The 24,228-nt window shown below is 62.3% G+C and carries 17 protein-coding genes; 8 read left to right on the forward strand and 9 right to left on the reverse strand.

Features of this window, described 5'->3' with window-relative positions:
- Window positions 1-89: 89 nt before the first annotated feature.
- The gene (locus KW846_RS22620; protein ID WP_218485422.1) at window positions 90-956 is read right to left on the reverse strand and encodes a pirin family protein; all 867 of its coding nucleotides are present in this window, start codon (window positions 954-956) and stop codon (window positions 90-92) included.
- 103 nt (window positions 957-1,059) lie between these two features.
- Here KW846_RS22620 and KW846_RS22625 point away from each other — a divergent pair, with 103 nt between their 5' ends.
- Together KW846_RS22625 and dkgB are read left to right on the forward strand one after the other, a co-directional pair.
- A complete protein-coding gene (locus KW846_RS22625; RefSeq protein ID WP_218485424.1) occupies window positions 1,060-1,968 on the forward strand; it encodes a LysR family transcriptional regulator in 909 nt (302 codons plus the stop codon).
- Between the two features lie 268 nt (window positions 1,969-2,236).
- The gene (dkgB, locus tag KW846_RS22630; protein WP_218485426.1) at window positions 2,237-3,040 is read left to right on the forward strand and encodes a 2,5-didehydrogluconate reductase DkgB; all 804 of its coding nucleotides are present in this window, start codon (window positions 2,237-2,239) and stop codon (window positions 3,038-3,040) included.
- Between the two features lie 3 nt (window positions 3,041-3,043).
- On the opposite strand, the gene KW846_RS22635 is transcribed toward dkgB, so the two are convergent.
- The 7 genes from KW846_RS22635 to KW846_RS22665 form a co-directional block, all read right to left on the reverse strand.
- Entirely contained in the window at window positions 3,044-6,283 is a 3,240-nt protein-coding gene (locus KW846_RS22635; protein WP_218485429.1) for a transporter substrate-binding domain-containing protein, read from the reverse strand.
- Entirely contained in the window at window positions 6,284-6,910 is a 627-nt protein-coding gene (locus KW846_RS22640; RefSeq protein WP_218485431.1) for a response regulator transcription factor, read from the reverse strand. It abuts the gene before it with no gap.
- A 108-nt stretch (window positions 6,911-7,018) separates the two neighbouring features.
- Complete coding sequence (locus tag KW846_RS22645; RefSeq protein ID WP_218485433.1) at window positions 7,019-7,420, reverse strand: chemotaxis protein CheY; 402 nt, start codon at window positions 7,418-7,420, stop codon at window positions 7,019-7,021.
- 127 nt (window positions 7,421-7,547) lie between these two features.
- Window positions 7,548-8,264: an MgtC/SapB family protein gene (locus KW846_RS22650; RefSeq protein WP_218485435.1), complete on the reverse strand. Its 717-nt coding sequence runs from the start codon at window positions 8,262-8,264 to the stop codon at window positions 7,548-7,550.
- Window positions 8,265-8,445: 181 nt separating this feature from the next.
- Window positions 8,446-11,160, reverse strand: a complete 2,715-nt coding sequence (gene mgtA, locus KW846_RS22655) for a magnesium-translocating P-type ATPase (protein WP_218485438.1) — start codon at window positions 11,158-11,160, stop codon at window positions 8,446-8,448.
- A gap of 570 nt (window positions 11,161-11,730) precedes the next feature.
- On the reverse strand, window positions 11,731-13,068 hold the full coding sequence (locus KW846_RS22660; protein ID WP_218485440.1) for a lysine N(6)-hydroxylase/L-ornithine N(5)-oxygenase family protein: 1,338 nt from the start codon (window positions 13,066-13,068) through the stop codon (window positions 11,731-11,733).
- Window positions 13,069-13,215: 147 nt separating this feature from the next.
- Window positions 13,216-13,698: a sigma-70 family RNA polymerase sigma factor gene (locus KW846_RS22665; RefSeq protein ID WP_007977962.1), complete on the reverse strand. Its 483-nt coding sequence runs from the start codon at window positions 13,696-13,698 to the stop codon at window positions 13,216-13,218.
- 364 nt (window positions 13,699-14,062) lie between these two features.
- Here KW846_RS22665 and KW846_RS22670 point away from each other — a divergent pair, with 364 nt between their 5' ends.
- From KW846_RS22670 to KW846_RS22680, 3 genes are read left to right on the forward strand one after another with little or no spacing between them, the layout of a single operon-like run.
- Complete coding sequence (locus KW846_RS22670) at window positions 14,063-15,235, forward strand: efflux RND transporter periplasmic adaptor subunit (RefSeq protein ID WP_218485442.1); 1,173 nt, start codon at window positions 14,063-14,065, stop codon at window positions 15,233-15,235.
- Window positions 15,236-17,209 carry a MacB family efflux pump subunit gene (locus KW846_RS22675; protein WP_218485444.1) on the forward strand — a complete coding sequence of 658 codons (1,974 nt, stop codon included), beginning with the start codon at window positions 15,236-15,238 and terminating at the stop codon, window positions 17,207-17,209.
- A 7-nt stretch (window positions 17,210-17,216) separates the two neighbouring features.
- On the forward strand, window positions 17,217-18,611 hold the full coding sequence (locus KW846_RS22680; protein ID WP_218485445.1) for an efflux transporter outer membrane subunit: 1,395 nt from the start codon (window positions 17,217-17,219) through the stop codon (window positions 18,609-18,611).
- Between the two features lie 174 nt (window positions 18,612-18,785).
- Here the strand turns inward: KW846_RS22680 and KW846_RS22685 are convergent, their stop codons facing one another.
- Window positions 18,786-20,405: a PvdJ/PvdD/PvdP-like protein gene (locus tag KW846_RS22685; protein ID WP_218485447.1), complete on the reverse strand. Its 1,620-nt coding sequence runs from the start codon at window positions 20,403-20,405 to the stop codon at window positions 18,786-18,788.
- A gap of 256 nt (window positions 20,406-20,661) precedes the next feature.
- On the opposite strand from KW846_RS22685, the gene pvdM reads away from it, so the two are divergent.
- Genes pvdM through KW846_RS22700 form a run of 3 tightly spaced genes read left to right on the forward strand, consistent with a single transcriptional unit; the run spans window position 20,662 to window position 24,225 of the window.
- Window positions 20,662-22,011, forward strand: a complete 1,350-nt coding sequence (pvdM, locus tag KW846_RS22690) for a pyoverdine-tailoring dipeptidase-like protein PvdM (protein ID WP_218485450.1) — start codon at window positions 20,662-20,664, stop codon at window positions 22,009-22,011.
- Between the two features lie 31 nt (window positions 22,012-22,042).
- Entirely contained in the window at window positions 22,043-23,323 is a 1,281-nt protein-coding gene (locus KW846_RS22695) for an aminotransferase class V-fold PLP-dependent enzyme (protein ID WP_218485451.1), read from the forward strand.
- A 29-nt stretch (window positions 23,324-23,352) separates the two neighbouring features.
- Window positions 23,353-24,225 (forward strand): formylglycine-generating enzyme family protein, encoded by an 873-nt coding sequence (locus tag KW846_RS22700; RefSeq protein WP_218485454.1) that lies wholly within the window; start codon window positions 23,353-23,355, stop codon window positions 24,223-24,225.
- Window positions 24,226-24,228 lie beyond the last annotated feature (3 nt).

Consider the following 24,228-nt stretch of genomic DNA (forward strand, 5'->3'; position numbering starts at 1 on the left):
GTTTCCTCTTTCTTTTGGGCAACAGCCATCCCTGGCCTGAAAACCGGCCTACTCATCCTGTGTAGAGTCGGGTGTTGAAGCGCTGCGAATTAAGCGTGCATCCGGCCGAAGCGGCCGGACTGGAAGTCGGCGAAGGCCTGGTGGATTTCTTGCTCGGTGTTCATCACGAACGGCCCGTGGCCGACGATCGGCTCATCGATCGGCTCGCCGCTGAGCAACAGCACCACCGCGTCTTCGCTGGCTTCGAGGGTCATCTGATCGCCCTTGCGATCGAACAGGGCGAGTTGCCCCTGGCGCACCGATTCCAGACCGTTGACCTGAACCGTGCCACGCAAGACCACCAGTGCGGTGTTGCGCCCTTCATGCAGGTCAAGGGTGAGCAACTTGCCGGCATTCAAACGAATGTCCCACAGGTCGACCGGGGTAAAGGTGCGTGCCGCGCCCTTGTGGCCGTCGAACTCACCGGCGATCAGGCGCAGGCTGCCGGCGTTGTTTTTCAAGGCGATGTTCGGGATGTCAGCATCGAGAATCGTCTGGTAGCCGGGATCGGCCATTTTGTCCCTGGCCGGCAGGTTGACCCACAGTTGCACCATCTCCAGGGTACCGCCGCTTTTGGCGAATGCGTCGGAGTGAAACTCTTCGTGCAGGATCCCCGAGGCCGCGGTCATCCATTGCACATCGCCGGGGCCGATCTTGCCGCCGCTGCCGGTGGAGTCCCGGTGCTCCAGTTCGCCCTTGTAAACGATAGTCACGGTTTCAAAACCACGATGAGGATGCTGACCAACGCCACGTCGCTCGGTGGTCGGGGTGAATTCAGCGGGGCCGGCGTGATCGAGCAACAGGAACGGGCTGATGTGTTTGCCCAGGTTGTCGTAGGAAAACAGCGTGCGAACCGGAAAACCGTCGCCAACCCAATGGGTCCGTGGACTGGTGTAGATACCGATGATGTTTTTCATGGTGTCTCCTGATGAGGGGGTGAAGCCATGGACAAAGCTTAAAACCGTGACCTTTTCTGCGCTAGACTGCAAAAATCAGCTTTAGCGTTCTATTTGGAGAACGATGGTGGAAGACCTCAACACCCTCTACTACTTCACCCAGGTGGTGGAGCATCACGGTTTCGCTGCGGCCGGCCGGGCACTGGACATGCCCAAGTCGAAGCTCAGCCGACGCATTGCCGAGCTTGAAGAACGCCTCGGCGTGCGCCTGCTGCACCGCACCAGTCGGCATTGCTCATTGACGGAAATCGGCCAGGCGTATTACCAGCGCTGCCTGGCCATGCGGGTGGAGGCGGAAAGCGCCGCCGAACTGATCGAACGCAACCGCTCCGAGCCTCAGGGCATAGTGCGTATCAGTTGCCCGACGGCGCTGCTCAACACCTGGGTCGGGCCGATGCTGACCCGCTACATGCTCAAGTACCCGTTGGTGGAAGTGTTCATCGAGAGCACCAACCGCCGGGTCGACCTGATTCACGAAGGCATCGACATTGCCCTGCGGGTACGCTTTCCACCGCTGGAAAACACTGACATGGTGATGAAGGTGCTGGGCAACAGCACCCAAAGCGTGGTCGGCAGTCCGGCCTTTTTATCGCGCCTGTCGACACCGGCCTCCCCGGCCGACCTCAGCGGCATGCCGAGCCTGCACTGGGGCGCGGCGCAACGCGAATATCAGTGGGAACTGTTCGGCGCCGATGGCAGCACGGCGATGATCCGGCATGCACCGCGCATGGTCACCGATGACCTGTTGGCCTTGCGCCATGCGGCGGTCGCCGGGATCGGCATCGTGCACCTGCCCAGCGTGGTGGTGCGCGATGAAATCGCTGCCGGGCAACTGGTGGAACTGGTGCCGGGCTGGGCACCGAAGAGCGGTGTGATCCATGCAATCTTCCCCTCGCGTCGGGGGTTGCTGCCGTCGGTGCGCACCTTGATCGATTTTCTCGGGGAGGAATTCAGTCGCAGTGATATTGCCTGATGACAGCGGCAAGTTGATTGGGGCGCAAGGGTAAGGTTTCAAAACCGCGGCGCCCCTTTCGCGAGCAAGCCCGCTCCCACAGGGAAATGCATTCCAAATGTGGGAGCGGGCTTGCTCGCGAAGGCGTCGGATCAGACACCCTAACCCAACCAGACTGCCGATGATTCTTGATTTACGGTAAACATTGCTTTGCCCATCCAGCGGTTTTTCTCACGGATGCAGGCGCGGATACTGCCGCCCATTCCCACTGCAACCTCTGGAGTCATCAATGTCCATTCCCGCCTTCGGCCTGGGTACGTTTCGCCTGCAAGGCCAGGTGCTCATCGATTCGGTGAGCACCGCCCTGGCGCTCGGTTATCGGGTGATCGATACCGCACAAATCTACGAGAACGAAGCCGAGGTCGGCGAGGCTATCGCCGCCAGCGGCATCGCCCGGGAAGACCTTTTCATCACCAGCAAGATCTGGGTCGCCAACCTGGCCGGTGATCGACTGATCGACAGCCTGAAGGAAAGCCTGGACAAACTGCAGACCGATTATCTGGACCTGACCCTGATCCACTGGCCGTCGCCGGACGATCAAGTGCCTGTCGCAGAGTTCATGGGCGCCCTGCTCGAAGCCAAACGCATGGGCCTGACCCGACAGATCGGCGTGTCCAACTTCACCCTCGACCTGATGAAACAGGCGATTGCAGTCATTGGCGCCGAGCACATCGCCACGAACCAGATCGAACTGCACCCCTACCTGCAAAACCGCAAGGTCGTCGCGTTCGCGCAGAGCCAGGGCATTGGCATCACGTCCTACATGACCCTGGCGTACGGTGAAGTCCTCAAGGACCCGCTCATCCAGCAGATCGCCGAACGCCTGCAAGCGACGCCGGCTCAGGTCACCCTCACGTGGGCCATACAATCGGGTTACTCGGTGATCCCGTCGTCCACTCGCCGGACCAACCTGGAAAGCAACCTGAAGGCTCGCGAACTGACCTTGAGCGAGGCCGACATGGCCTTGATCGCAACACTGGATCGCGGCCACCGTTTGACCAGCCCCAAAGGCATCGCACCGAACTGGGATTGATCCTCAGTCCTGCTCGAGACGCTGGTCCAGGCGGGCCATGGCTTGCTGCAACTGGTCGACAGCTGCGTCGATCAGTGCCGCGCGGCCGTCATTGCACGCCCGCTCCAGTTGTTCGCAACAGTCAACCAGGCCAAGCGCTCGCACCATCAGCGCCCCGCCCTTGATCCGGTGTGCCAGCGTCTGCAAACCCGGGCGATTGCCGCTGGTGTGCAAGGCCAGCAAATGCACGCGGTCCTCGCGGTTGGTCAACGCCAGATCGTGCAACAGTTGATCGATCAGCTCACGATCCGATTCCGCATAGCGCTCCAGCCCGCTCAAGTCGAACTCAGCCAAGCCTGGATTGTCATTTGCCGCCGGGGGAGCGCTGGAAAACCGCTGGGCCAGCCACGCCTGCAAATCCACCAGGCGAATGGGTTTGAACAGGCAATCGTCCATGCCCGCCGCCTGACACCGGGCTTTCTCCTCGGCCTGCGCATTGGCGGTAAAGCCCAGGATCAGCGTCGGCGACAGCCCCTGCAGCCGCTCTTGCTCACGTATCTCGCCCGCCAACTCGTAACCGCTGAGCACCGGCATGTTGCAGTCGGTAATGACCAGTTCGAAACTCTGTTCGAAACCCTGTCCGCGCCACTGTTCAAGCCCCTGCGCCCCATCCTCCGCCAGCACCACACTGTGGCCCAGATAGCTCAGCTGCCGCGAGAGCAGCAGGCGATTGGCCGGGTAATCGTCGACCACCAGGATCGACAACGCCCGGGTCGTGAGCTGCGCCGAGTCCTGGGGCATCTCCCCCGCGGGCAACGCTTGCAGGGCGGGCAGCACCAGGCTGATGTCCACCCGGGTGCCGCGCCCAAGCTCACTGTCGAGATGCAACTGCCCGCCCATCATTTCGCACAGGGTGCGACTGATCACCAGGCCCAGGCCGGACCCTTGCCGGGCAGTCTGCTGATTGTTATCGGCCTGCACGAACGGGCTGAACAGGCGTTGCTGGTCAAAAGCACTGATGCCGATGCCGCTGTCCTCGATCCGCACGCTGACGGCGAGATGCGCCGGAGCTTGCGGCCGCACTCGCAGTGTCAGGCTCACCTGGCCCTCACGGGTGAACTTGATGGCGTTGCTCAGCAGATTGGACAGCACTTGTTTGAAGCGCACGGGATCGAGCATCACATCGCGGTCACTGTGTTCGGCGAGCTCGACCCGCCATTGCAGATTCTTCTGAATCGCCACCCCTTCGAACACCCGACAGACCGACACCACCAACGCATGCAGGTTGACCCGCTCCGGCGCCAGCGACAAATGCCCCGACTCGATCCGGGCGACGTCCAGAATGTCGCCGATCAAATCCAGCAACTGCTGCCCGGCGTTGGACGCCACCTCAATGGCGGCGCGGTCGATCACCCCTTCATCGGCCCGCTTCAGCGCCAGTTCGAGCATGCCGATCAAGGCGTTCATCGGTGTGCGGATCTCATGGCTCATGGTGGCCAGGAACGTGGTCTTGGCCCGGTTGGCGTCGTCCGCCGCGTCCTTGGCTTCCTGCAATTGCCCGAGCAATTGCTGACGCTGGCGAATCTGCCGCCGTTGCCAGACGATCCCGGCCAACGCGAGCAACAGCAAGACACCCGCCAGCGCAAACGCCTGCACGATCGCCTGTCGGTGTCGCAGCCAGTAACTCTGCTCGACCATCGAGTCATACCGCCAGGGCTGGGTCAGCTCGTCGATTTCTTCGGGCGGGATGCTGAGCAGCGCCTTGTCCAGGATCGAATGCAGTTCAGTGGCCTCGCGACTGGTCGCCAGGGTGCTGCGGGCGGGGTCGGTGCCCACGGTGCTGGTCACTTGCAGGCGATCGCGATACTGACGGGAAATCAGGTAACGGGCGCTGATCAACGAGTTGATGCCGCCGTGGGCCTTGCCCTGGGCGACCATTTCCATGGCGTCCGTCGACAGTGGCGCATCCACCATCTGGATCTGCGGGTAATGCTTGCGAAGATACTCACCGGCAATGTTGCCCTGGGTCAACGCCAGCGTCCTTCCCGCCATGTCATCCAGCGTCCTGGGGCTGTCTGCGGCTACGCGAGTCACCAGTACCGAAGGGCTGCTCAGAAACGCCCGGGTGAACAGCAGTTCATCTTCACGCTGGGAACTGAGGCCGATACCGGCCAGCACATCGATCTGTCCATTCCTGATGCCGGTCATCATCTCCGCCACCGACTTCATGCCGCGGATGTCAAATTGCAGCCCGGTGCGCAAACTGATTTTCGCCAGCACATCGACACCGATGCCGCGAAACTTGCCTTCGCTGTCGATAAATGAAATCGGCGGGATATTTTCGTTGATCGCGACCCTCACGCGCGGGTGGCGTTCGAGCCAGAGCTGTTCGGCCACGCTCAATTGCAATGACTGGGTGCCGGGGATAGACACCCCGTTTGCCCCCCAACGACGCAGGATGTTCATTTTTTCATTGGTGGTGATGGCCGCCAGCGCCTTGTTGACGATGCGCAACAGCGAATCGTTGTCACGGGCCATCGCAAAGGCAAAACGCCCGGACTCCATGGGCGAGAAATCGGTCAGTTGCACGTTGTTCAGGTAGTTCTTGCTGATCAGATAGTGGGCATTGATCGCATCGCCCAGGTAGACATCGGCCTGGCCGAAAGCCACGGCCCCCATCGCCGCCAGCGTCGAGGGAAACAACTGGACCTGCGCCCTGGAATAGAACTGTTGCACGCTGTATTCGGGCAAGTAGTGATACAGCATCACCAACCGCTTGCCGGCCAGAGTCGGGTCGAGCACAGGAGGGAAATCGGTACGCGTGACCAGCACCGGCTGATCGACCGCATACGCGCTGGACATTTGCAGCTGCGGATCTTCGGCTTCAAATCGATTGGCCGTTCCCAGCAGGTCCGCCCGCCCTTCCTTGATGGCCTGCACCGCGTCGGCTCGCGACGGATAACGTTGCACCTCTACGACGACGTTCAACAATTGTTCGAGCAACCCGGCGTAATCGGCTGTGAGGCCTTCGAACACCTTGCCCGCCGTATTGAACTCGAAGGGGGGATAGTCCGGCGCCGAGACAGCCAGCACCAATCGGCCCTTTTGCTGCAGCCAGCGCAATTCGGTGTCCGACAAACCGGCGCTCAGGCCTTCGGCACTCGAGCGTCCCAACAAGGTCAACGACTGTTGCGCACAGACAGTCGATGCCCAGAGAAGCAGGCCCGTCAGCGCCCAACCAGCCAGCCGTCGGAATACGTTCATTCAGATCAGATGATTGCGCAGGGCGAAATCCCTCAGGTGCACCGACGAGCTCATGTTGAGCTTGAGGGTGAGTCGGGTCTTGTAGGTACTGACAGTCTTGTAGCTCAGGTGCATGATCTCGGCGATTTCCAGGTTTTTCGAACCCCGGGCCAGGTATTGCAGAATGGTCAGTTCACGATTGGAGAGCTTATCGATCAGCTGCTTTTCACTGCGTTGCAACTCCCCCATCGCCACGGAACTCGAAGGGATCTGGGCGAAATAGGTGTAGCCGGCCATCACCGAATTCACCGCCGCCTTCAGGTCATCCAGGTCCTTGCTCTTGGAAACATAGGCCACAGCCCCCGCACGCATGCAGCGATCCTGATAAAACTGCGCCTCCAGCGAGGTGAACACCACCACGCGACATCGGGTGTTTTCGGCCTTGATGCGATCCATCACCTCAAGCCCCGCCACACCGGGAAGGCCCAGATCAAGCAGCACGACATCTGGTTGATGCTCCCGGATCAACGACAGGACCTCGTCGCCACGGGAGGCCTCGTAAATCTGCTTGAATCCTTCGCCCTTGAGTACGAGTTTGATCATGGAGCGAACCACCGGATGATCTTCCACAATCAGTGCTGACTTCATGACAACTCCCGTGCAAAACAACACGATCGGGCAAAAAATGCCCTCCAGGCACCGCAGCAGATGGGCACAACGCTGCGCATAGACTTTTGCATGGAAGGCTGGAAAGAACTACCTGACAGAAATGACAGTTCCGACGAACGGTAACCCACAATCAATGGCGCGCATCAACTGCGTAATCGACGCCAGGTCAGGCAGAGCGGCCTGGCTGACCTGGACCTTGCCCGTGACGGGTGGCACCCGCGCCTGCGGGTCATTGAAGATAAACCCGTGATAAACCTGCGGGTTGTCGGCCAGAAAACTGAACAGGTCCAGCCCTTCGCTGGCCATCGCCCCATTGACGAGCACCAGGTCCAGAGGCTCACCCGCGTACTCCACCAGAGGAAGAAGCTCGTCGAGGCTGTGCACCGGTGCCACCCGAAAGTAGCCGAGCTGGTTGAACAGCCGCTCGATCCGCAGGCGATTGAAGTGCTGCGCATCGGCGATCAGGATGCGCAAGGATTTATCCGGCAAGGTGACCTCCAAAAGGATGTCGGTTTCAAGAGGTCGCAAAGACTACGGAAGACCCTCCTAGGTTTATGTAGGAATATTCCTAAATAAATGCCGGTTAGTCTGACGCTTGCCAGGGAAACCTTGGTCCTCATTCCGTAGTACTCGGACTCCAGAACGCCTGCACCACCAGGGTGGAGGTCGATATCCGTGCCACCAGAGCATCCAGTTCATCACCGTCGACCGAGGTGGTCGCCAGGGTGGCTTCGATTTCGATTTCATCCGTGCCGAAAGCATGCACATCGACATCGCTGGCCGGGTAGTTGCTGCGGTCCAGTTCGGCTTCGAGCAAGGCCAGCACGGTTTTCTGCTGCGTACGCCGGGCGATGACATAGACGATGTTGGTGACTTCCGCCGAAATCACATCCAGCGGCTGACGGTTGATGTTGTTTACGATCGGCCGCAGCAAGGTGTTGGCCGCGAGCACGAACAGCGTGCCGAGCAAGGCCTCGGCCAGGAGGTCGGCACCGGCGCAGGCACCGACCGCCGCCGAGGTCCAGAGGGTGGCGGCCGTATTGAGGCCGCGCACATTGCCCTCTTCGCGCATGATCACCCCGGCACCGAGAAAACCGATGCCGGAAACCACATACGCCACGACCCGCACGGCGCCTTCAGCACCGGCGAGCCGGTTGGCCATGTCGACGAAAATCGCCGCGCCCACCGCCACCAGCACGTTGGTGCGCAGGCCCGCGGTGCGCTGCCGGTACTGGCGCTCGAAACCGATCAGGCCTCCGAGGATGAAGGCCGCGCTGAGACTGACCAGGGTGTCGAGCAGGGAGGTCAGGTTGAGGTTGTTGATGGCTTGCATAAAAACTCCTTAAGAAACCCACGATCCCCTGTGGCGAGGGGGCTTGCCCCCGTTGGGTTGCGAAGCGACCCCAAGACTGAAAAACGCGGTGCTTCCAGTAAACCGTGCTCTCAGGTTTTGCGGTTGCTGCGCAACCGAACGGGGGCAAGCCCCCTCGCCACAAGGGTTATGCGGACACTCCTTATTGCCAGCCAAACCGCCGAATGTAGAACCCCTTCACCGCCTGGGTCAGCGCCATGTACGCCAGCAGGATCACCGGCAGGAACACGAAGTACAGCGATGGCAATGCCTGCAGCTTGAAGTAGTGCGCCAGCGGGCCCATCGGCAGGAAAATCCCCACGGCCATGATCAACCCGGTCATCACCAGCAACGGCATGGCCGCGCGGCTTTGCAGGAACGGGACCTTCGGCGTGCGGATCATGTGCACGATCAGTGTCTGGGTCAGCAGCCCGACCACGAACCAGCCGGACTGGAACAGGGTCTGGTGATCCGGGGTGTTGGCATCGAACACGTACCACATCAAGGCGAACGTGGTGATGTCGAAGATCGAACTGATCGGCCCGAAAAACAGCATGAAGCGCCCGACATCCGCCGGCTGCCAGCGCTGCGGTTGCTTGAGCATCTCGTCATCGACGTTATCGAATGGAATGGCGATCTGCGAAATGTCGTAGAGCAGGTTCTGCACCAGCAGGTGCATCGGCAGCATCGGCAGGAAGGGGATGAACGCACTGGCCACCAGCACCGAGAACACGTTGCCGAAGTTCGAACTGGCGGTCATCTTGATGTACTTGAGCATGTTGGCGAAGGTCCGGCGCCCTTCCAGCACGCCCTCCTCCAGCACCATCAGGCTCTTTTCCAGCAGGATGATGTCGGCCGCCTCCTTGGCAATGTCCACGGCACTGTCCACGGAAATGCCGATGTCGGCCGTGCGCAGGGCCGGGGCGTCGTTGATGCCGTCGCCCATGAAACCGACCACATGGCCGTTGCCCTTGAGCAGTCGGACGATGCGCTCCTTGTGCGACGGCGTCAGTTTGGCGAAGACGTTGGTGGTCTCCACGGCTTTCGCCAGCTCGGTGTCGCTCATGCGTTCGATGTCGTTGCCCATCAGCAGGCCCTGCTGCTCCAGGCCGACTTCGCGGCAGATCTTCGCCGTCACCAGTTCGTTGTCGCCGGTCAGCACTTTCACCGCCACGCCGTGGGCCGCCAGCGCCTTGAGGGCCGGCGCGGTGCTTTCTTTCGGTGGATCGAGAAAGGCTACGTAACCGATCAGCGTCAGGGCCTGTTCATCGGCCAGGCTGTAGGTGTCGCGGCATTCGAACATCGGCCGCGCGGCAACCGCCACCACCCGCAGGCCCTCGGCGTTGAAGGTGGCCGTGACCTGACGGATGCGTTCCAGCAGTTCTTCGCTCAAGGCTTCATCGACGTCGCCGTGACGCACCCGCGAGCACACCGCCAGCACCTCTTCCACCGCCCCCTTGCAGATCAGCAGGTGCGGTTGATCGCGCTCGGCGACCACCACCGACATGCGCCGGCGGGTGAAGTCGAACGGAATCTCGTCGACCTTGCGAAACGCCGTGCCGACTTTCAGTTCACGGTGGATTTCAACGTGTTCGAGCACCGCCACATCCAGCAGGTTTTTCAGGCCGGTCTGGTAGTAGCTGTTGAGGTAGGCCATTTCCAGCACGTCATCCGAGTCGTTGCCCCAGACGTCGACGTTGCGCGCCAGGAAAATCTTGTCCTGGGTCAGGGTGCCGGTCTTGTCGGTGCACAGCACGTCCATGGCGCCAAAGTTCTGGATCGCGTCGAGGCGTTTGACGATGACTTTCTTGCGCGACAGGAACACCGCCCCCTTGGCCAGGGTCGAGGTGACGATCATCGGCAGCATTTCCGGGGTCAGGCCCACGGCAATCGACAGCGCGAACAGCAGCGCTTCGGTCCAGTCGCCCTTGGTGAAACCGTTGATGAACAACACCAGCGGCGCCATCACGAACATGAAGCGGATCAACAGCCAGCTGACTTTGTTGACGCCGGTCTGGAACGAAGTCGGCGCGCGATCCGTCGCACCGACCCGTTGGGCCAGGGCACCGAAATAGGTGCTGTTGCCGGTGGTGAGGATCACCGCCATGGCCGTGCCGGACACCACGTTGGTGCCCATGAACAGGATGTTGTCCAGGTCCAGCGGGTTGAGCGTGTCACGGTCCTGCTGCCGGGAAAACTTTTCCACCGGCATCGATTCGCCGGTCATGGCCGCCTGGCTGACGAACAGGTCCTTGGCGCTGAGCACCCGGCAATCGGCGGGAATCATGTCCCCGGCAGACAACACGATCAGGTCGCCCGGCACCAGTTGTTTGATCGGCAATTCGATGCGCTGCGCGCGGTGCTCCTCAAGGTCCCGGCGCATCACGGTGGCCGTGTTGCTGACCATGGCCTTGAGGGCATCGGCGGCCTGGTTGGATTTGGTTTCCTGCCAGAAGCGCAGCAAGGTCGAGAGCACCACCATGGAGAAAATCACGATGGCGGCTTTCATGTCTTCGGTCAGCCAGGAGATGACCGCCAGCAGCGTCAGCAGCAGGTTGAACGGATTCTTGTAGCAGTGCCACAGGTGCGTCCACCAGGGCAGCGGTTGTTCGTGCTCGACTTCATTGAGGCCGAACTGCTCGCGCAGGGCATCGGCTTCAGGTTCGCTCAAGCCATCGGTGTGGGAGCCGAGTGTGTTGAGCAACTGGCCAGGGTCGCTGCCGGCAGCGGTTACCAGGGTTTGCGCCAAGGTGGGCGGGACTTCACGGCTGACCGTGGTGTCGGTGAAGGTTTCCAGCAACGCCAGGCGACGGAAGTGCCGGGCGATGTGGCGGTTACGCAGGAAGCCTGCGAAGAATTCCTTGAGGGTAAGTTTCATGGCTGGTGCCCCTTTGGTCAGCCGGGAAACCGTCGAGCAGGCAGGTCCACGCCTTTGCCGCCGGAACAACCGGCAAGGCAAGGCCTGGCGCGCCGGTCACGAATGACAGGCGTGTCGATAGAGCGGCGGCCACGACAAAAAGTCGAAACCACGCACTGTTCAGCGTCGATGAGAGGGACGTCGGGACATGGCCGGGACGGGCCATGATCAGGATGCCGCTGCTCGCTTGTCGGCGAGACAACGGCACAGGAGACTGCGCGTTATCTGGCCGAGAAAATGCCGGTTACCGAGACCGGCCGACAACTGTCACTCGAACAAGTACCCACTGTGGGTCTCCGTAATGGATGAAAACGCGCGAAGCTTACGCCCCGATGTTTGGAGAGTAAACCCGTTACAAAGTCTTGCAGGGGGAAACGCGGGGTTCTTCAGGAAGGGTTCAGGAATCAATATTTGCGGTGTTCTTTCCGGCCCCTTCGCGAGCAAGCCCGCTCCCACAATTGATCTGCGAACACAGGGCAAAATGTGGGAGCGGGCTTGCTCGCGAAGGCGGCCTGTCAGGCGCCGAAAAACTTAGCTCGCGGTCGCCAACAACAGATCCACCACCGAGCGCCCATGCCCGCGATGCTTGCCGTGCTCATACAACGAACCGGCAATCTCATCGGCACGGATCGGCAGGATCGACAGCAAGGTGTCGCTCAGCCCGTGGCTGGCCTGGCAAAAGCCCTGCATATAGAGGCCGGCCTTGCAGCGCTCGTCGGTGATCAGTTTGTAGTTGCGGTCGACTTCAAAGTCACCGAGGTACTCCCCCAGCGGCGCCAGCAGCTTGCGGTGCATCTGCCGCTCGTAACCGGTGGCCAGGACCACGGCATCGTAGTGACGCACCGAGACTTCACCGGTGGCGTTGTTGCGCAGCACCAGTTCGACGCCGCGTTCGTTGGCGATGGCCTTTTCGATCGTGGTCAGGGTATGGAACGCATGGCGGGCGATCCCCGAGACCTTCTGCCGGTAGAAGATGCCGTAGATGCGCTCGATCAGATCGATGTCCACCACCGAGTAGTTGGTGTTGTGGTACTCGTTGACCAGGCGCTCGCGCTCGCTGTCGGGCTGCTGGAACACCAGGTCGGTGAACTCCGGCGAGAACACTTCGTTGACGAAGGGGCTGTCGTCGGCCGGCTTGAGTGCCGAGCCGCGCAGGATCATGTCCACCTGCACCGACGGAAAGCTGTCGTTCAAATCGATGAAGGCCTCGGCGGCGCTCTGCCCGCCACCGATGATCGCAATGCTCATCGGCTGGTTGTTCACGCACGGCTGCTTGGCCATCTGCGCCAGGTACTGGGAATGGTGGAACACCCGGCCATCATCCTTGAGCGCCTTGAACACTTCGGGAATACGCGGCGTGCCACCGGCGCTGACCACCACCGAACGGGTGGTGCGTACCTGTTGATGGCCGCTCGCATCACGGGAAATCACCCGCAATGCCTCGACCTGATGGTTGTGCAGCACCGGCTCGATGGTCAGCACTTCTTCGCCGTAGCGACTTTGCGCCGTGAACTGCCCGGCAACCCAGCGCAGGTAATCGTTGTACTCCATGCGGCACGGATAGAAGGTGCCCAGGTTGATGAAGTCCACCAGGCGCCCGTGGGCCTTGAGGTAATTGACGAACGAATAAGGGCTGGTCGGATTGCGCAGGGTCACCAGGTCCTTGAGGAAGGAAATCTGCAACTCGCTCTGGGTCACCAGGGTGTTGCCGTGCCAACGGTAGTCGGCCTGCTTGTCGAGAAACAGCACATCCAGGTTGCCCTGGCTCGCCCCGCGCTCTTGCAGCGCGATGGCCAGTGCCAGGTTCGACGGGCCGAAACCGACGCCGATCAGGTCGTGAACGAGGGGCGATGCAATAGCCTGTGTCATTTCCAGTGTCCTCTGGATGTTCCCCGCAACAGCGGGACATTGAACCTAAGTGACCTGACAGGCCTTGGGCCGCACAACAGGTCGTCTGTTGAGTAGGAACGAGGACAATGGAACTAAATTTAACGGGGCTTGATGAATCCCGCAGGATCAGTGGCCTTCCCACTGACGCATCCGCGCACGGCAATGCTTCATGGCATTGACGATGTGCTTTTCCACCAGCGCACGGGAAATGCCCAGTTGCCCGGCGATTTCCAGATGGGACAGGCCCTCGATCTTGCGCAGCAGAAAACTCTCGCGGCACAGCCGTGGCAGTTCGGCCAGGGCACGCTGGAGCATGTCCAGGCGCTGGCCGTGATCGAGAACCTTGTGCGGTGAAGGTATGAAGCTGCTTTCTTCGCTGTCGAGTACGTCCAGTGGCTCGGTGCGCCGCAAGGCGTTGCGCCGATGGTCATCGACGACCAGGTTGAGAGCGGTGCGATAAAGGAATGCCCGGGGCTGCTCGATCGGTGTATCGCTGGAACGCTCCAGGACCCGCAGGTAAGCGTCATGCACCACATCTTCGGCCACCTGACGGTTGCCCAGCCTGGCGTTCAGGAAACACACCAGCTCGCGATAGTAGTTTTCCAACATGACTCCCGTCCGCACGGGGGTGCGGTTGCTGTCCTTGAGCCGCTTCGGCGACCGCTGGAACACGCAGTGGCACGATAGTGGCAATTTGAGAAGTGTAATTTATAGTAATTCTCATATAGATTTAAAGTACTGCTTCACCGTGCGCGGTAAATAGTCACCTCCACTGTAGGAGCTGCCGCAGGCTGCGATCCTTTGATCTTCAGCGTGATCAGCCACCTCGAAGGTCAAAAGATCGCAGCCTGCGGCAGCTCCTACAGGTGTTACGTCGTGTGTCCGGGGCTAAATTCCCGGGGGCTTTCATCGTACTAAGGACAGCTCCCCGTCTCTGCCCGGACGGGCCGATTTCCCAAGGCCGGAACCCTGCATGAAACGCCCCCGACAGACCCGACGCGCCCTGCTTGCAGCACTTTGCCTGATCCCCGTGGTGGCCGTAGCCGCCTGGCAGTTCATCCCGCCGGGCCGCGACCAGTTCACCACCGTCCAGGTCAGCCGCGCCGACATTGAAAGCAGCGTCACCGCCCTGGGCACCCTGCAACCGCGGCGCTATGTCGACGTCGGCGCCCAGGCCTCCGGGCAAATCCACAAGATCCACGTGGAAGTCGGCGACCGGGTCAAGGAAGGCCAGTTGCTGGTGGAAATCGACCCGTCCACGCAACAGGCCAAACTCGATGCCGGACGCTTCTCCATCGAAAACCTCAAGGCGCAGCTGCAGGAACAGCGGGCGCAACACGAACTGGCCCGGCAGAAATACCAGCGCCAGCAGAACCTCGCCGCCGGCGGCGCCACCCGGGAAGAAGACGTGCAGACCGCCCACGCCGAACTGCGCGTGACCCAGGCGCGCATCGACATGTTCCAGGCGCAGATCCGCCAGGCCGAAGCCAGCCTGCGCAGCGATCAGGCGGAGCTCGGCTACACGCGGATTTATGCACCGATGGCCGGCACCGTGGTGGCGCTGGATGCCCGCGAGGGCCAGACCCTCAACGCCCAACAGCAGACACCGCTGATCCTGCGCATCGCCAAGCTGTCGCCGATGACCGTGTGGGCCGAGGTCTCGGAGGCCGACATCGGCCACGTCAAACCCGGCATGCACGCCTGGTTCACCACCCTGAGCGGCGGCACCCGGCGCTGGACCAGCACCGTGCGGCAAATCCTCCCCGTGCCGCCCAAGCCCCTGGACCAGACCAGCCAGGGCGGCGGCAGCCCCGCCAGCACCAGCAAAAGCGGGAGTGCCCGCGTGGTGCTGTACACCGTGCTGCTGGACGTCGACAACGCCGACAACGCGCTGATGGCGGAAATGACCACCCAGGTGTTCTTCGTCGCCAACCAGGCGCAGAACGTCCTCACCGCGCCCATCGCCGCCTTGCAAACCGGCGCGCAGCCAGACCTGCAGACCGCGCAAGTGGTCGCCAAAAACGGCAGCATCGAACAGCGCAACGTGCGCACCGGCATCAGTGACCGCCTGCGGGTGCAGATCCTCGACGGCCTGCAAGAAGGCGATCACCTGTTGATCGGCCCGATCGACGGGAGTGGCGGCTGAATGCAGACGCCCCTGATCGAACTTTCGGACATCCGCAAAGCCTACGGCGGTGGCGACGCGCCTGAAGTTCACGTATTGCGCGGCATCGACCTGTCGATCCATGCCGGGGAGTTCGTGGCGATTGTCGGCGCTTCCGGTTCCGGCAAGTCGACGCTGATGAACATCCTCGGCTGCCTCGACCGTCCGACCTCGGGCGAATACCGTTTCGCCGGGGAAAACGTCGCCGCCCTCGACAGCGACGAACTGGCCTGGCTGCGGCGCGAAGCCTTCGGTTTCGTGTTCCAGGGCTATCACCTGATTCCATCCGGTTCGGCCCAGGAAAACGTCGAGATGCCGGCGATCTATGCCGGCACCCCGGCCGCCGAACGCCACGCCCGCGCCGCCGCCCTGCTCGACCGCCTCGGCCTGGCTTCGCGCACCGGCAACCGCCCCCACCAGCTTTCCGGCGGCCAGCAGCAACGGGTGTCGATTGCCCGTGCGCTGATGAACGGCGGCCACATCATTCTCGCCGATGAACCCACCGGCGCCCTCGACAGCCACAGCGGCGCCGAGGTCATGGCCCTGCTCGACGAGCTGGCGAGCCAGGGCCACGTGGTGATCCTCATCACCCACGACCGCGAAGTGGCGGCCCGGGCCAAACGCATCATCGAGATCCGCGACGGCCTGATCATCAGTGACTGCGCCGCTGAAAACCCGACCGCGCAAAACTCGGCCAACCCCGGTGCGCTACAAGCCGTCGACCTGCGCAAGCGCTTGAGTGAAGGCGCCGAAGCCACCGGCGCCTGGAAGGGCGAATTGGTCGACGCCGTGCACGCGGCGTGGCGGGTGATGTGGATCAACAAGTTCCGCACCGCGCTGACCCTGCTCGGGATCATCATCGGCGTCGCCTCGGTGGTGGTGATGCTGGCCGTCGGTGAAGGCAGCAAGCGCCAGGTGATAGCGCAGATGGGCGCGTTCGGTTCCAACATCATTTACCTCAGCGGCTCGGCGCCCAACCCGCGTACGCCGATGGGCATCATCACCCTCGATGAGGTCGCGGCGATTGCCAGCTTGCCCCAGGTGATGCGGATCATGCCGGTCAACGGCCAGGAGGCCGGAGTGCGCTTCGGCAACCTGGATCACATGAGCTATGTCGGTGGCAACGACACCAACTTCCCGGCGATCTTCAACTGGCCAGTGGTCGAAGGCAGCTACTTCACCCATGCCGATGAACAGAACGCTGCGGCGGTCGCGGTGATCGGGCACAAGGTGCGGACCAAGTTGCTCAAGGACGTGGCCAACCCGATCGGCCAGTACATCCTGATCGAAAACGTCCCCTTCCAGGTGGTCGGCGTGCTCGCCGAAAAAGGCGCCAGCTCCGGCGACTCCGACAGCGACGACCGCATTGCCATCCCCTACTCCGCCGCCAGTGTGCGCCTGTTCGGCACGCACAATCCCGAGTACATCGCCATCGCCGCCGCCGACGCGCGCAAGGTCAAGGAAACCGAAAAAGCCATCGAGCAATTGATGCTGCGCCTGCACGACGGCAAGCACGACTTCGAACTGACCAACAACGCCGCAATGATCCAGGCCGAGGCACGCACGCAAAACACCCTGTCGCTAATGCTCGGTTCGATTGCCGCCATTTCGCTGTTGGTGGGCGGGATCGGTGTGATGAACATCATGCTCATGACCGTGCGCGAACGTACCCGCGAGATCGGTATCCGCATGGCCACCGGTGCGCGCCAGCGCGACATCCTGCGCCAGTTCCTCACCGAGGCGGTAATGCTCTCGGTGGTGGGCGGCCTCACCGGCATCGCCCTGGCGCTGATCGTCGGTGGCGTGCTGATTTTCAGCGAAGTGGCTGTCGCGTTCTCCCTGATAGCGGTGCTGGGCGCCTTCGGCTGCGCCCTGGTCACCGGTGTTGTTTTCGGCTTTATGCCGGCCCGCAAAGCTGCCCGACTTGACCCGGTCACGGCCCTTACCAGTGAATGATCGATTGATGAAGCCGCCACTCAGTGTATTAACCCTGTGCCTGCTGCTCAGTGCCTGCGGCACCCCGGCCCAGCGCCCCGACAGCGGCATCCAGCCGCCGGCCGCCTGGCAATCGCCGCACACCGCAGGCGCTGTCCATGACAACCAGCAATGGTGGAACCGCTTCGGCAGCCCGCAACTGGGTCGCCTGATCGAACAGGCGCGGCTCGGCAGTTACGATTTGGCCGCCGCCATCGCCAGAGTGCGCCAGGCCCAGGCCGACACGGTCATCGCCGGCGGCTCGCAACTGCCGGAGGTCAAGGCCGGGGCCAATGCCAATCGCCAGAAGCTGATGCGGGGCAACGGCTACAGTCAGCTCGATGCCGACAGCGATAACGACGCCGTCGACTACTTCAATGCGAACCTGGTGGCCAGCTACGAAATCGATTTTTGGGGCGGCCAGCAGGCCAGCCGCGACAGTGCGCAATTCAGTCTGAACGCCAGCGAGTTCGATCAGGCCACCGTGGAGTTGACCTTGCTCAGCGGGGTGGCCAACAGTTACGCGCAAGCCTTGTCGTTGCAGGAGCAGAGCCGCATCGCCGAGTTGAACCTGGCCAATGCGAAAAGCGTGCTGAAACTGGTGCAGACCCGCTTCGATTCCGGCTCGGCCACAGCCCTTGAACTAGCTCAGCAAAAAAGCCTGGTGGCGGCGCAGCAACGCCAGCTACCGCTGGTGCGGCAACAGGCGGAAGAGGCGCGAATCAGCCTCGCCGCCCTGCTCGGCCGCCCGGTTCAGGCACTGTCGCTGGGGCAGGAACGCTTCGATCAACTGACCTGGCCGGCCATCGACGCCGGGGTGCCCAGTCAATTGCTCAGCCGCCGTCCGGACATTGCCCGGGCTGAGGCGCAACTGGCCGCCGCCCAGGCCGACGTCACCGTCGCCCGGGCCGCCATGCTGCCCACCGTGACCCTCACCGCCGAAATCGGCTCCGGTGCCGACCGGGCCGACGATATCCTGCGCAGTCCCTTCTACAACCTCAGCGCCGGGCTGCTTGCGCCGGTGTTCAACAACGGCCGCCTCGGCGCCCAGCGCGACAAGGCCACGGCGCGCCAGCAAGAACTGCTGGAAACCTATCGCGGCGCGATCATCAACGGCTTCGCCGACGTCGAAAAAGCCCTCAACAGCATTCGCGGGCTGGATGAACAGCGCGGCTGGCAGAGTGAAGAACTGAGCCAGGCACAGACCGCGTTCAACATCGCGCAAAGTCGTTACCAGGCCGGGGCCGAGGATTTGCTGACGGTCCTGGAAACCCAACGCACACTGTATGCGGCGCAGGATTTGAACGTGCAACTGCGCTTGTCGCGGATGCAGGCGAGTATTGCCCTGTACAAGGCGTTGGGTGGGGGGTGGCAGGTTCTTTAATCGCGGTGTCTGTCAGGACGCCTTCGCGAGCAAGCCCGCTCCCACAGTGGATCTTCAGTGAACACAAAACCTGTGTACGACCCAGATCAAATGTGGGAGCGGGCTTGCTCGCGAAGGGGCAGGAACATTCAACTTCAATCCCCCTTCTTTCTCGATTTGACGGTAACGCAGTTATCAAGCCTGGCTCTGTTTAGCCTTCAGATTGCGTGCATACCACGGCCGCTGCGGCACCTTGCGGAACAAATCCTTCAGCTTCTTCTCGTCCTCGCCAAAGGTAATGCGCAACGCCAGCTTCATGGTTTCCGGGTCCATTTCCACTGACTTGCCCGCCTGCAACCCCGGCGTGGTGCTGCAGCCATGGGTGACCGGGCCGAGCCACGGGTCATCGATTTCGACCCAGCGCCCCGGCGCAAACCAGGGCACGCCATTGACCTGCAGCCGACTGACCTGCCCCGGGTGGAAGCGCTCGTGGGCGCGGAACCAGTCCTCCAGACGATCGTCGATCCAGCCGTGGAAATGCCAGAACACCGGGTTCACATGGGAGGAAAACGGGTCGCCGAGGAAATCGTTTTCCGCAGCGAACCAGCGCGCGGAAAAGTCTGCCGGATCCCGGGCAAAGGGCACCGGCTGACCGTTGGACGGATCACGCGGCACCGAAGCCCAGCGCATGTGCAGCCAGTCGTGCAGGCCCAGTTCAACCTCCGAGCCGAACTGGCCGAGGGTCAGCGTCGACAGATAACGCGGATCACGGTAGCGCGATTCCCAGACCTGGAAATTGCTGTGATACGTCTCGCCGGTCTTGATGTCACTGACCCATTGCGTGTAGTCGTCATCGTCCTCGGCCAGCCAGGTCGGCGGCAGCGCGGTGCCGTCGTGGTTGTCGAAGTACCGGGCGAAGCCGGGCCGGTCCCGCGCCAGCTCCGGCTGCGGCAACGGGAAGTGCGTCCAGGACGGCAAGTCCTGCATCGAACGCGCCGTGCCAAGCATGTGCCGGTGCATGAAGAAAAAGTCCACGCCCGAACCGTTGCGATCCTTGCGTACACCTCGGCCATCGCGCTCCCTGTCTCGCGGACCGGGTTGCCAGCCGAGCCCGCGCAAGGCGCCGCGTTGGTCTTCGGAGAGCTTGTGCCATTTGTCCCGGGAGGCATGCCAGAGCTGGTGGAACAAACGGTGCTCCGGCGATACCAGCCAGGCCAGCAGGGTCGGATTGAGGCCGCTGCGTTCACGTGCTTCAGGGAATACCCGCTTGACGGCAATGAAGCGATTGTCCTGGGCCGTCAGCATCAGCGGGCGCTTGAGGTCCAGCACGCGCCCACTGAGACTGCCGCTGCCGGCGTTACCGAAACCGGCCCAGACCTCATCCAGGGTCATGTCGAATTCGTATTCGCAACAGCCGCTGGCGCCCAGCAGTCGCCACCCGAGTTGCTTCGGGTTGGCCCCGGACAGATCGCCGAGCACCCGGTAACGGGGCTCCTCGGCGGAGCGCAAACGCTCGGCGGTGTCGAGGAAGCCAACCACGCCACGACCTTTGTGACCGATGTCGAGAAAGACCTCCAGCCCCTCCTGGGGCAAGCCTTCGAGACCGGCGTCACGACCTTCGAACCGAATCTGCCAGACCCCGCGCAAGGCATCCGCCAACCGCTGGCCGGCCACGTCCGCCACGTCGAACGAGGCTTCGTCCGGGGTGATCGCAGGGTCCGGTTTGGTCAGTTCGCGATGCCCGTAGTACGCCGCAGGCACGGCGGCACCGGTCAGCGCCAGACCCGCGAGGAACCATCGTCGAGAAATCGTCATTGCCCTACCTGTGTCAGCCATGGAGCAGGCTTTATCCAAGCTAGAACGTTTGTTGTGCCGCAGAATTTAAGAGCTTCGTCGGAACGCCGCCCGGAGCAAGCCCGCTCCCACATTGGAATGCGGTCACCTGTGGGAGCGGGCTTGCTCGCGAAGAGGCCGGCACAAACAACTAAATTCTCAGCCCAGCCACTCGTTCCCCCCAGATAGCAAAGGCCCCCGCGCCTGCCCCCCGACGGCGAACCTGACTGAGACGGCAATGACAAAACCACGTTCGAAAAAGGCTCTTTTCATCGGCTTTCCGCTGGCCCTGGCGATCAGCGCGGGGGCAGGCTTCGCGGTTTGGGACTACTGGTTCAGGGACAATCCCGGCTACCCGGTGAAGGTGATGAAACAGGCCGATCAACTGCAGGAGCGTATCCTCTCGTTCGACAGCCACATCACCATACCTATGGACTTCGGCACCGCCGGCAACGAAGTCGACAAGGACGGCGAAGGCCAGTTCGACCTGGTCAAGACCGGACGCGGGCGCCTGTCCGGGGCGGCGCTGACGATCTTCGGCTGGCCGGAAATCTGGAACGGCCCCAACGCGCCCCATCGCCCGACCGCCGGATTCGTCGACGAGGCCCGGCACGAGCAGGAAACCCGCTACAAGATCATCAGCGCGATGGTGCGCGACTTCCCCCATCAAGTCGCCATCGCCTACACCCCCGACGACTTCCGTCGCCTGCACGGCGAAGGCAAGTTCGCGATCTTCATCAGCATGCTCAACGCCTACCCGCTGGGCAATGACCTCAACGCCCTGGACAAATGGGCGGCGCGCGGCATGCGCATGTTCGGCTTCAGCTACGTGGGCAACAACGCCTGGGCCGACTCGTCGCGGCCCCTGCCATTCTTCAATGATTCGCGGGACGCCCTCGGCGGGCTGTCGGACATCGGCAAGCAAGCGGTGCAGCGTCTCAACGACCTGGGCGTGATCATCGATGTGTCGCAGATGTCGACCAAGGCCCTGGAGCAGGTCGCGCACCTGAGTCGCACGCCGATGGTCGCCTCGCACTCGGCGCCGCGCGCCCTGGTGGACATCCCGCGCAACCTCAGCGATGGGGAAATGCAGTTGATCAAGAACAGCGGCGGCGTGGTGCAGATTGTCGGTTTCCCGACCTACATCCGCCCGCTGAGCCAGGCCACCCAGGACAAGCTCAACGACCTGCGCGCGCGCTTCGACCTGCAACCGCTGCAAGGCCTGGAGATGGCGCTGATGCCGGGTGACCCGGTGATCACCGTCTGGCCCGAGCAGCGTTTTGGCGAGTACGCCAGCCAGCTCTATTCGATCCTCGACGAAGAACCCAAGGCCAGCCTCAAGGATTACGGCGACGCGATCGATTACGCCGTGAAAAAAATCGGCATCGACCACGTCGGCATCAGTTCCGACTTCAACGATGGCGGCGGCCTCGACGGCTGGAAAGACGTCAGTGAAGCCCGCAACGTGACCGCCGAACTGATCAGCCGCGGGTACAGCGAGGCCGACATCGCCAAGCTCTGGGGCGGCAATTTCCTGCGGGTCTGGGACCAGGTGCAAAAGTCCTCCCGGCCCGTGGTCCAGAACTGATTTTCTCCTTTTGCCAAAGCGAATCGACCCCATGACCAACCGTCGTTCATTCCTCAAGCAGGCCGGCATTCTGGCGGCCGGCATTCCCCTGGCCTCGGCCGTGAACCTGCCGGCACTGGCCGCCGCCCCGACACCCTTGCCCAAGGACAAATGGGACCAGTTGCGCCAATTGTTCACGCAGGACCCGAACTACCTGCACTTCGCCAACTTCCTGGTGACCTCGCACCCGCGTCCGGTGCGTGAAGCCATCGAGATGCACCGCGCCAACCTCGATCGCAACCCCGGCCTGGCCATGGACTGGCATCGCGGCGAAACCGAACGCCGCGAAGAAGAGGTGCGCGTCTGGGCCGGGCGCTATTTGAAAGCCAAACCGTCGCAGATCGCCCTGACCGGCAGCACCACCGAAGGCCTGGCGATGATCTACGCCGGCATCCACGTGCGCCCGGACCAGGAAATCCTCACCAGCGAACACGAGCACTACGCCGCCAACAGCGTGTTCGAATACCGTACCCAGAAGGACGGCACCCAGGTTCGCAAGATCAAATTGTTCGAAGACCCGTACAAGGTCTCGACCGCCGAAGTGCTGGCCGCGATTGAGCGCAACATTCGCCCCGAGACCCGCGTACTCGGCATGACCTGGGTGCACTCCGGCAGCGGCGTGAAGCTGCCCATCGGCGAGATCGGCAAACTGGTGGAAGAGAAAAACCGTGGTCGCGAGGAAAAGGACCGCATCCTCTACGTGATCGATGGCGTCCACGGCTTCGGCGTGGAGAATGTCGACTTCCCGGACATGCACTGCGATTTCTTCATCGCCGGCACCCACAAATGGATGTTCGGCCCACGGGGCACCGGGATCATCTGCGCCCGTTCCGACGAGCTCAAGGACGTTACCCCGACCATCCCGACCTTCTCCGAAGCCACGCAGTTTTCCACGGTGATGACCTACGGCGGCTATCACTCGTTCGAACACCGCTGGGCATTGACCGAAGCCTTCAAATTGCACCTGGACCTGGGCAAGGCCGAGGTCGCGGCACGCATCCATGACATCAACAGCTACCTGAAAAAAAGCTTGCAGCAGCACCCGTCGGTGGAACTGGTCACACCCCTGTCACCGGAGTATTCCGCCGGTTTCACCTTCTTCCGCATCAAGAACCGCGACTGCGAAGAAGTCGCCAATTACCTGATGGATCAGCGCGTGGTGTGCGATGCCGTGGACCGTGATGTCGGGCCGATCATTCGAGTGTCGCCGGGGTTGCTCAATACCCAAGCGCACATCGACAGGTTGATGGAACTGCTGGCCAGCCGGCTCTGACCCACCGCTTTCAAGGAGCGAGAACCCGTATGAAAAGCCCCCTCAAAAACATCGGCGCCCTGATCCTGCTGGGTTTGCTCGGCAGTACCGTGCCAGGCTTGGCCCTGGCCTATACGGCGCCATTACCGGGCAAAGTCTTCAAGGATTGTCGTGACTGCCCGGAAATGGTCGTGCTGCCCGCCGGCACCTTCACCATGGGCACCCCGGACGACGAAGTCGGCCGCGAGCCTGATGAAGGCCCGATGCATGAGGTGACGTTCGACCAACCCTTCGCCATGAGCCGCTACCAGATCACCGCCGGCGAATGGAACCAGTACATGAAGGAAACCGGCATCACCCTGCCCGATGGCGACACCCGCCCCGGCCGCGCGTGCACCAACGGCAAGCCGAGCTACCCCCAGGGCCCGCGCCAGCCGGCGGTGTGCATGAATTTCACCGAGGTCAGCGCCTACGTCGCCTGGCTGTCGATGAAAACCGGCCAGCACTACCACATCGTCAGCGAAGCCCAGCGCGAATACGCGGCCCGTGGCGGATCGACGGGCGCGTTCCCCTTCCCGTTCGACCCCGGCACCGAGTACAGCATCGCCACCCACGCCAACACCTACGGCCCGACCGACGGCTACAGCTACAGCTCGCCGGTCGGCAGCTACCCAGCGAATGCCTTTGGCCTATATGACATGCACGGCAACGTCTACGAGTGGATCGCCGACTGCTACCACCCGGACTACGTCGGCGCGCCCACCGACGGCAGCGCCTGGACCGAGCCCGACTGCGACACCCTGCGCATCCGTGGCAACGACTGGGGCGAGGCACCGGTGTTTTCCCGTTCGGGCAACCGCAACGACATCGACCCGCAGACCCGTGGCGACTGGATCGGATTCCGTGTAGTACGCAGTCTCTAACCT

This window comes from Pseudomonas sp. PDM32, from assembly GCF_019219225.1.
Lineage (GTDB): Bacteria > Pseudomonadota > Gammaproteobacteria > Pseudomonadales > Pseudomonadaceae > Aquipseudomonas > Aquipseudomonas laurylsulfatiphila.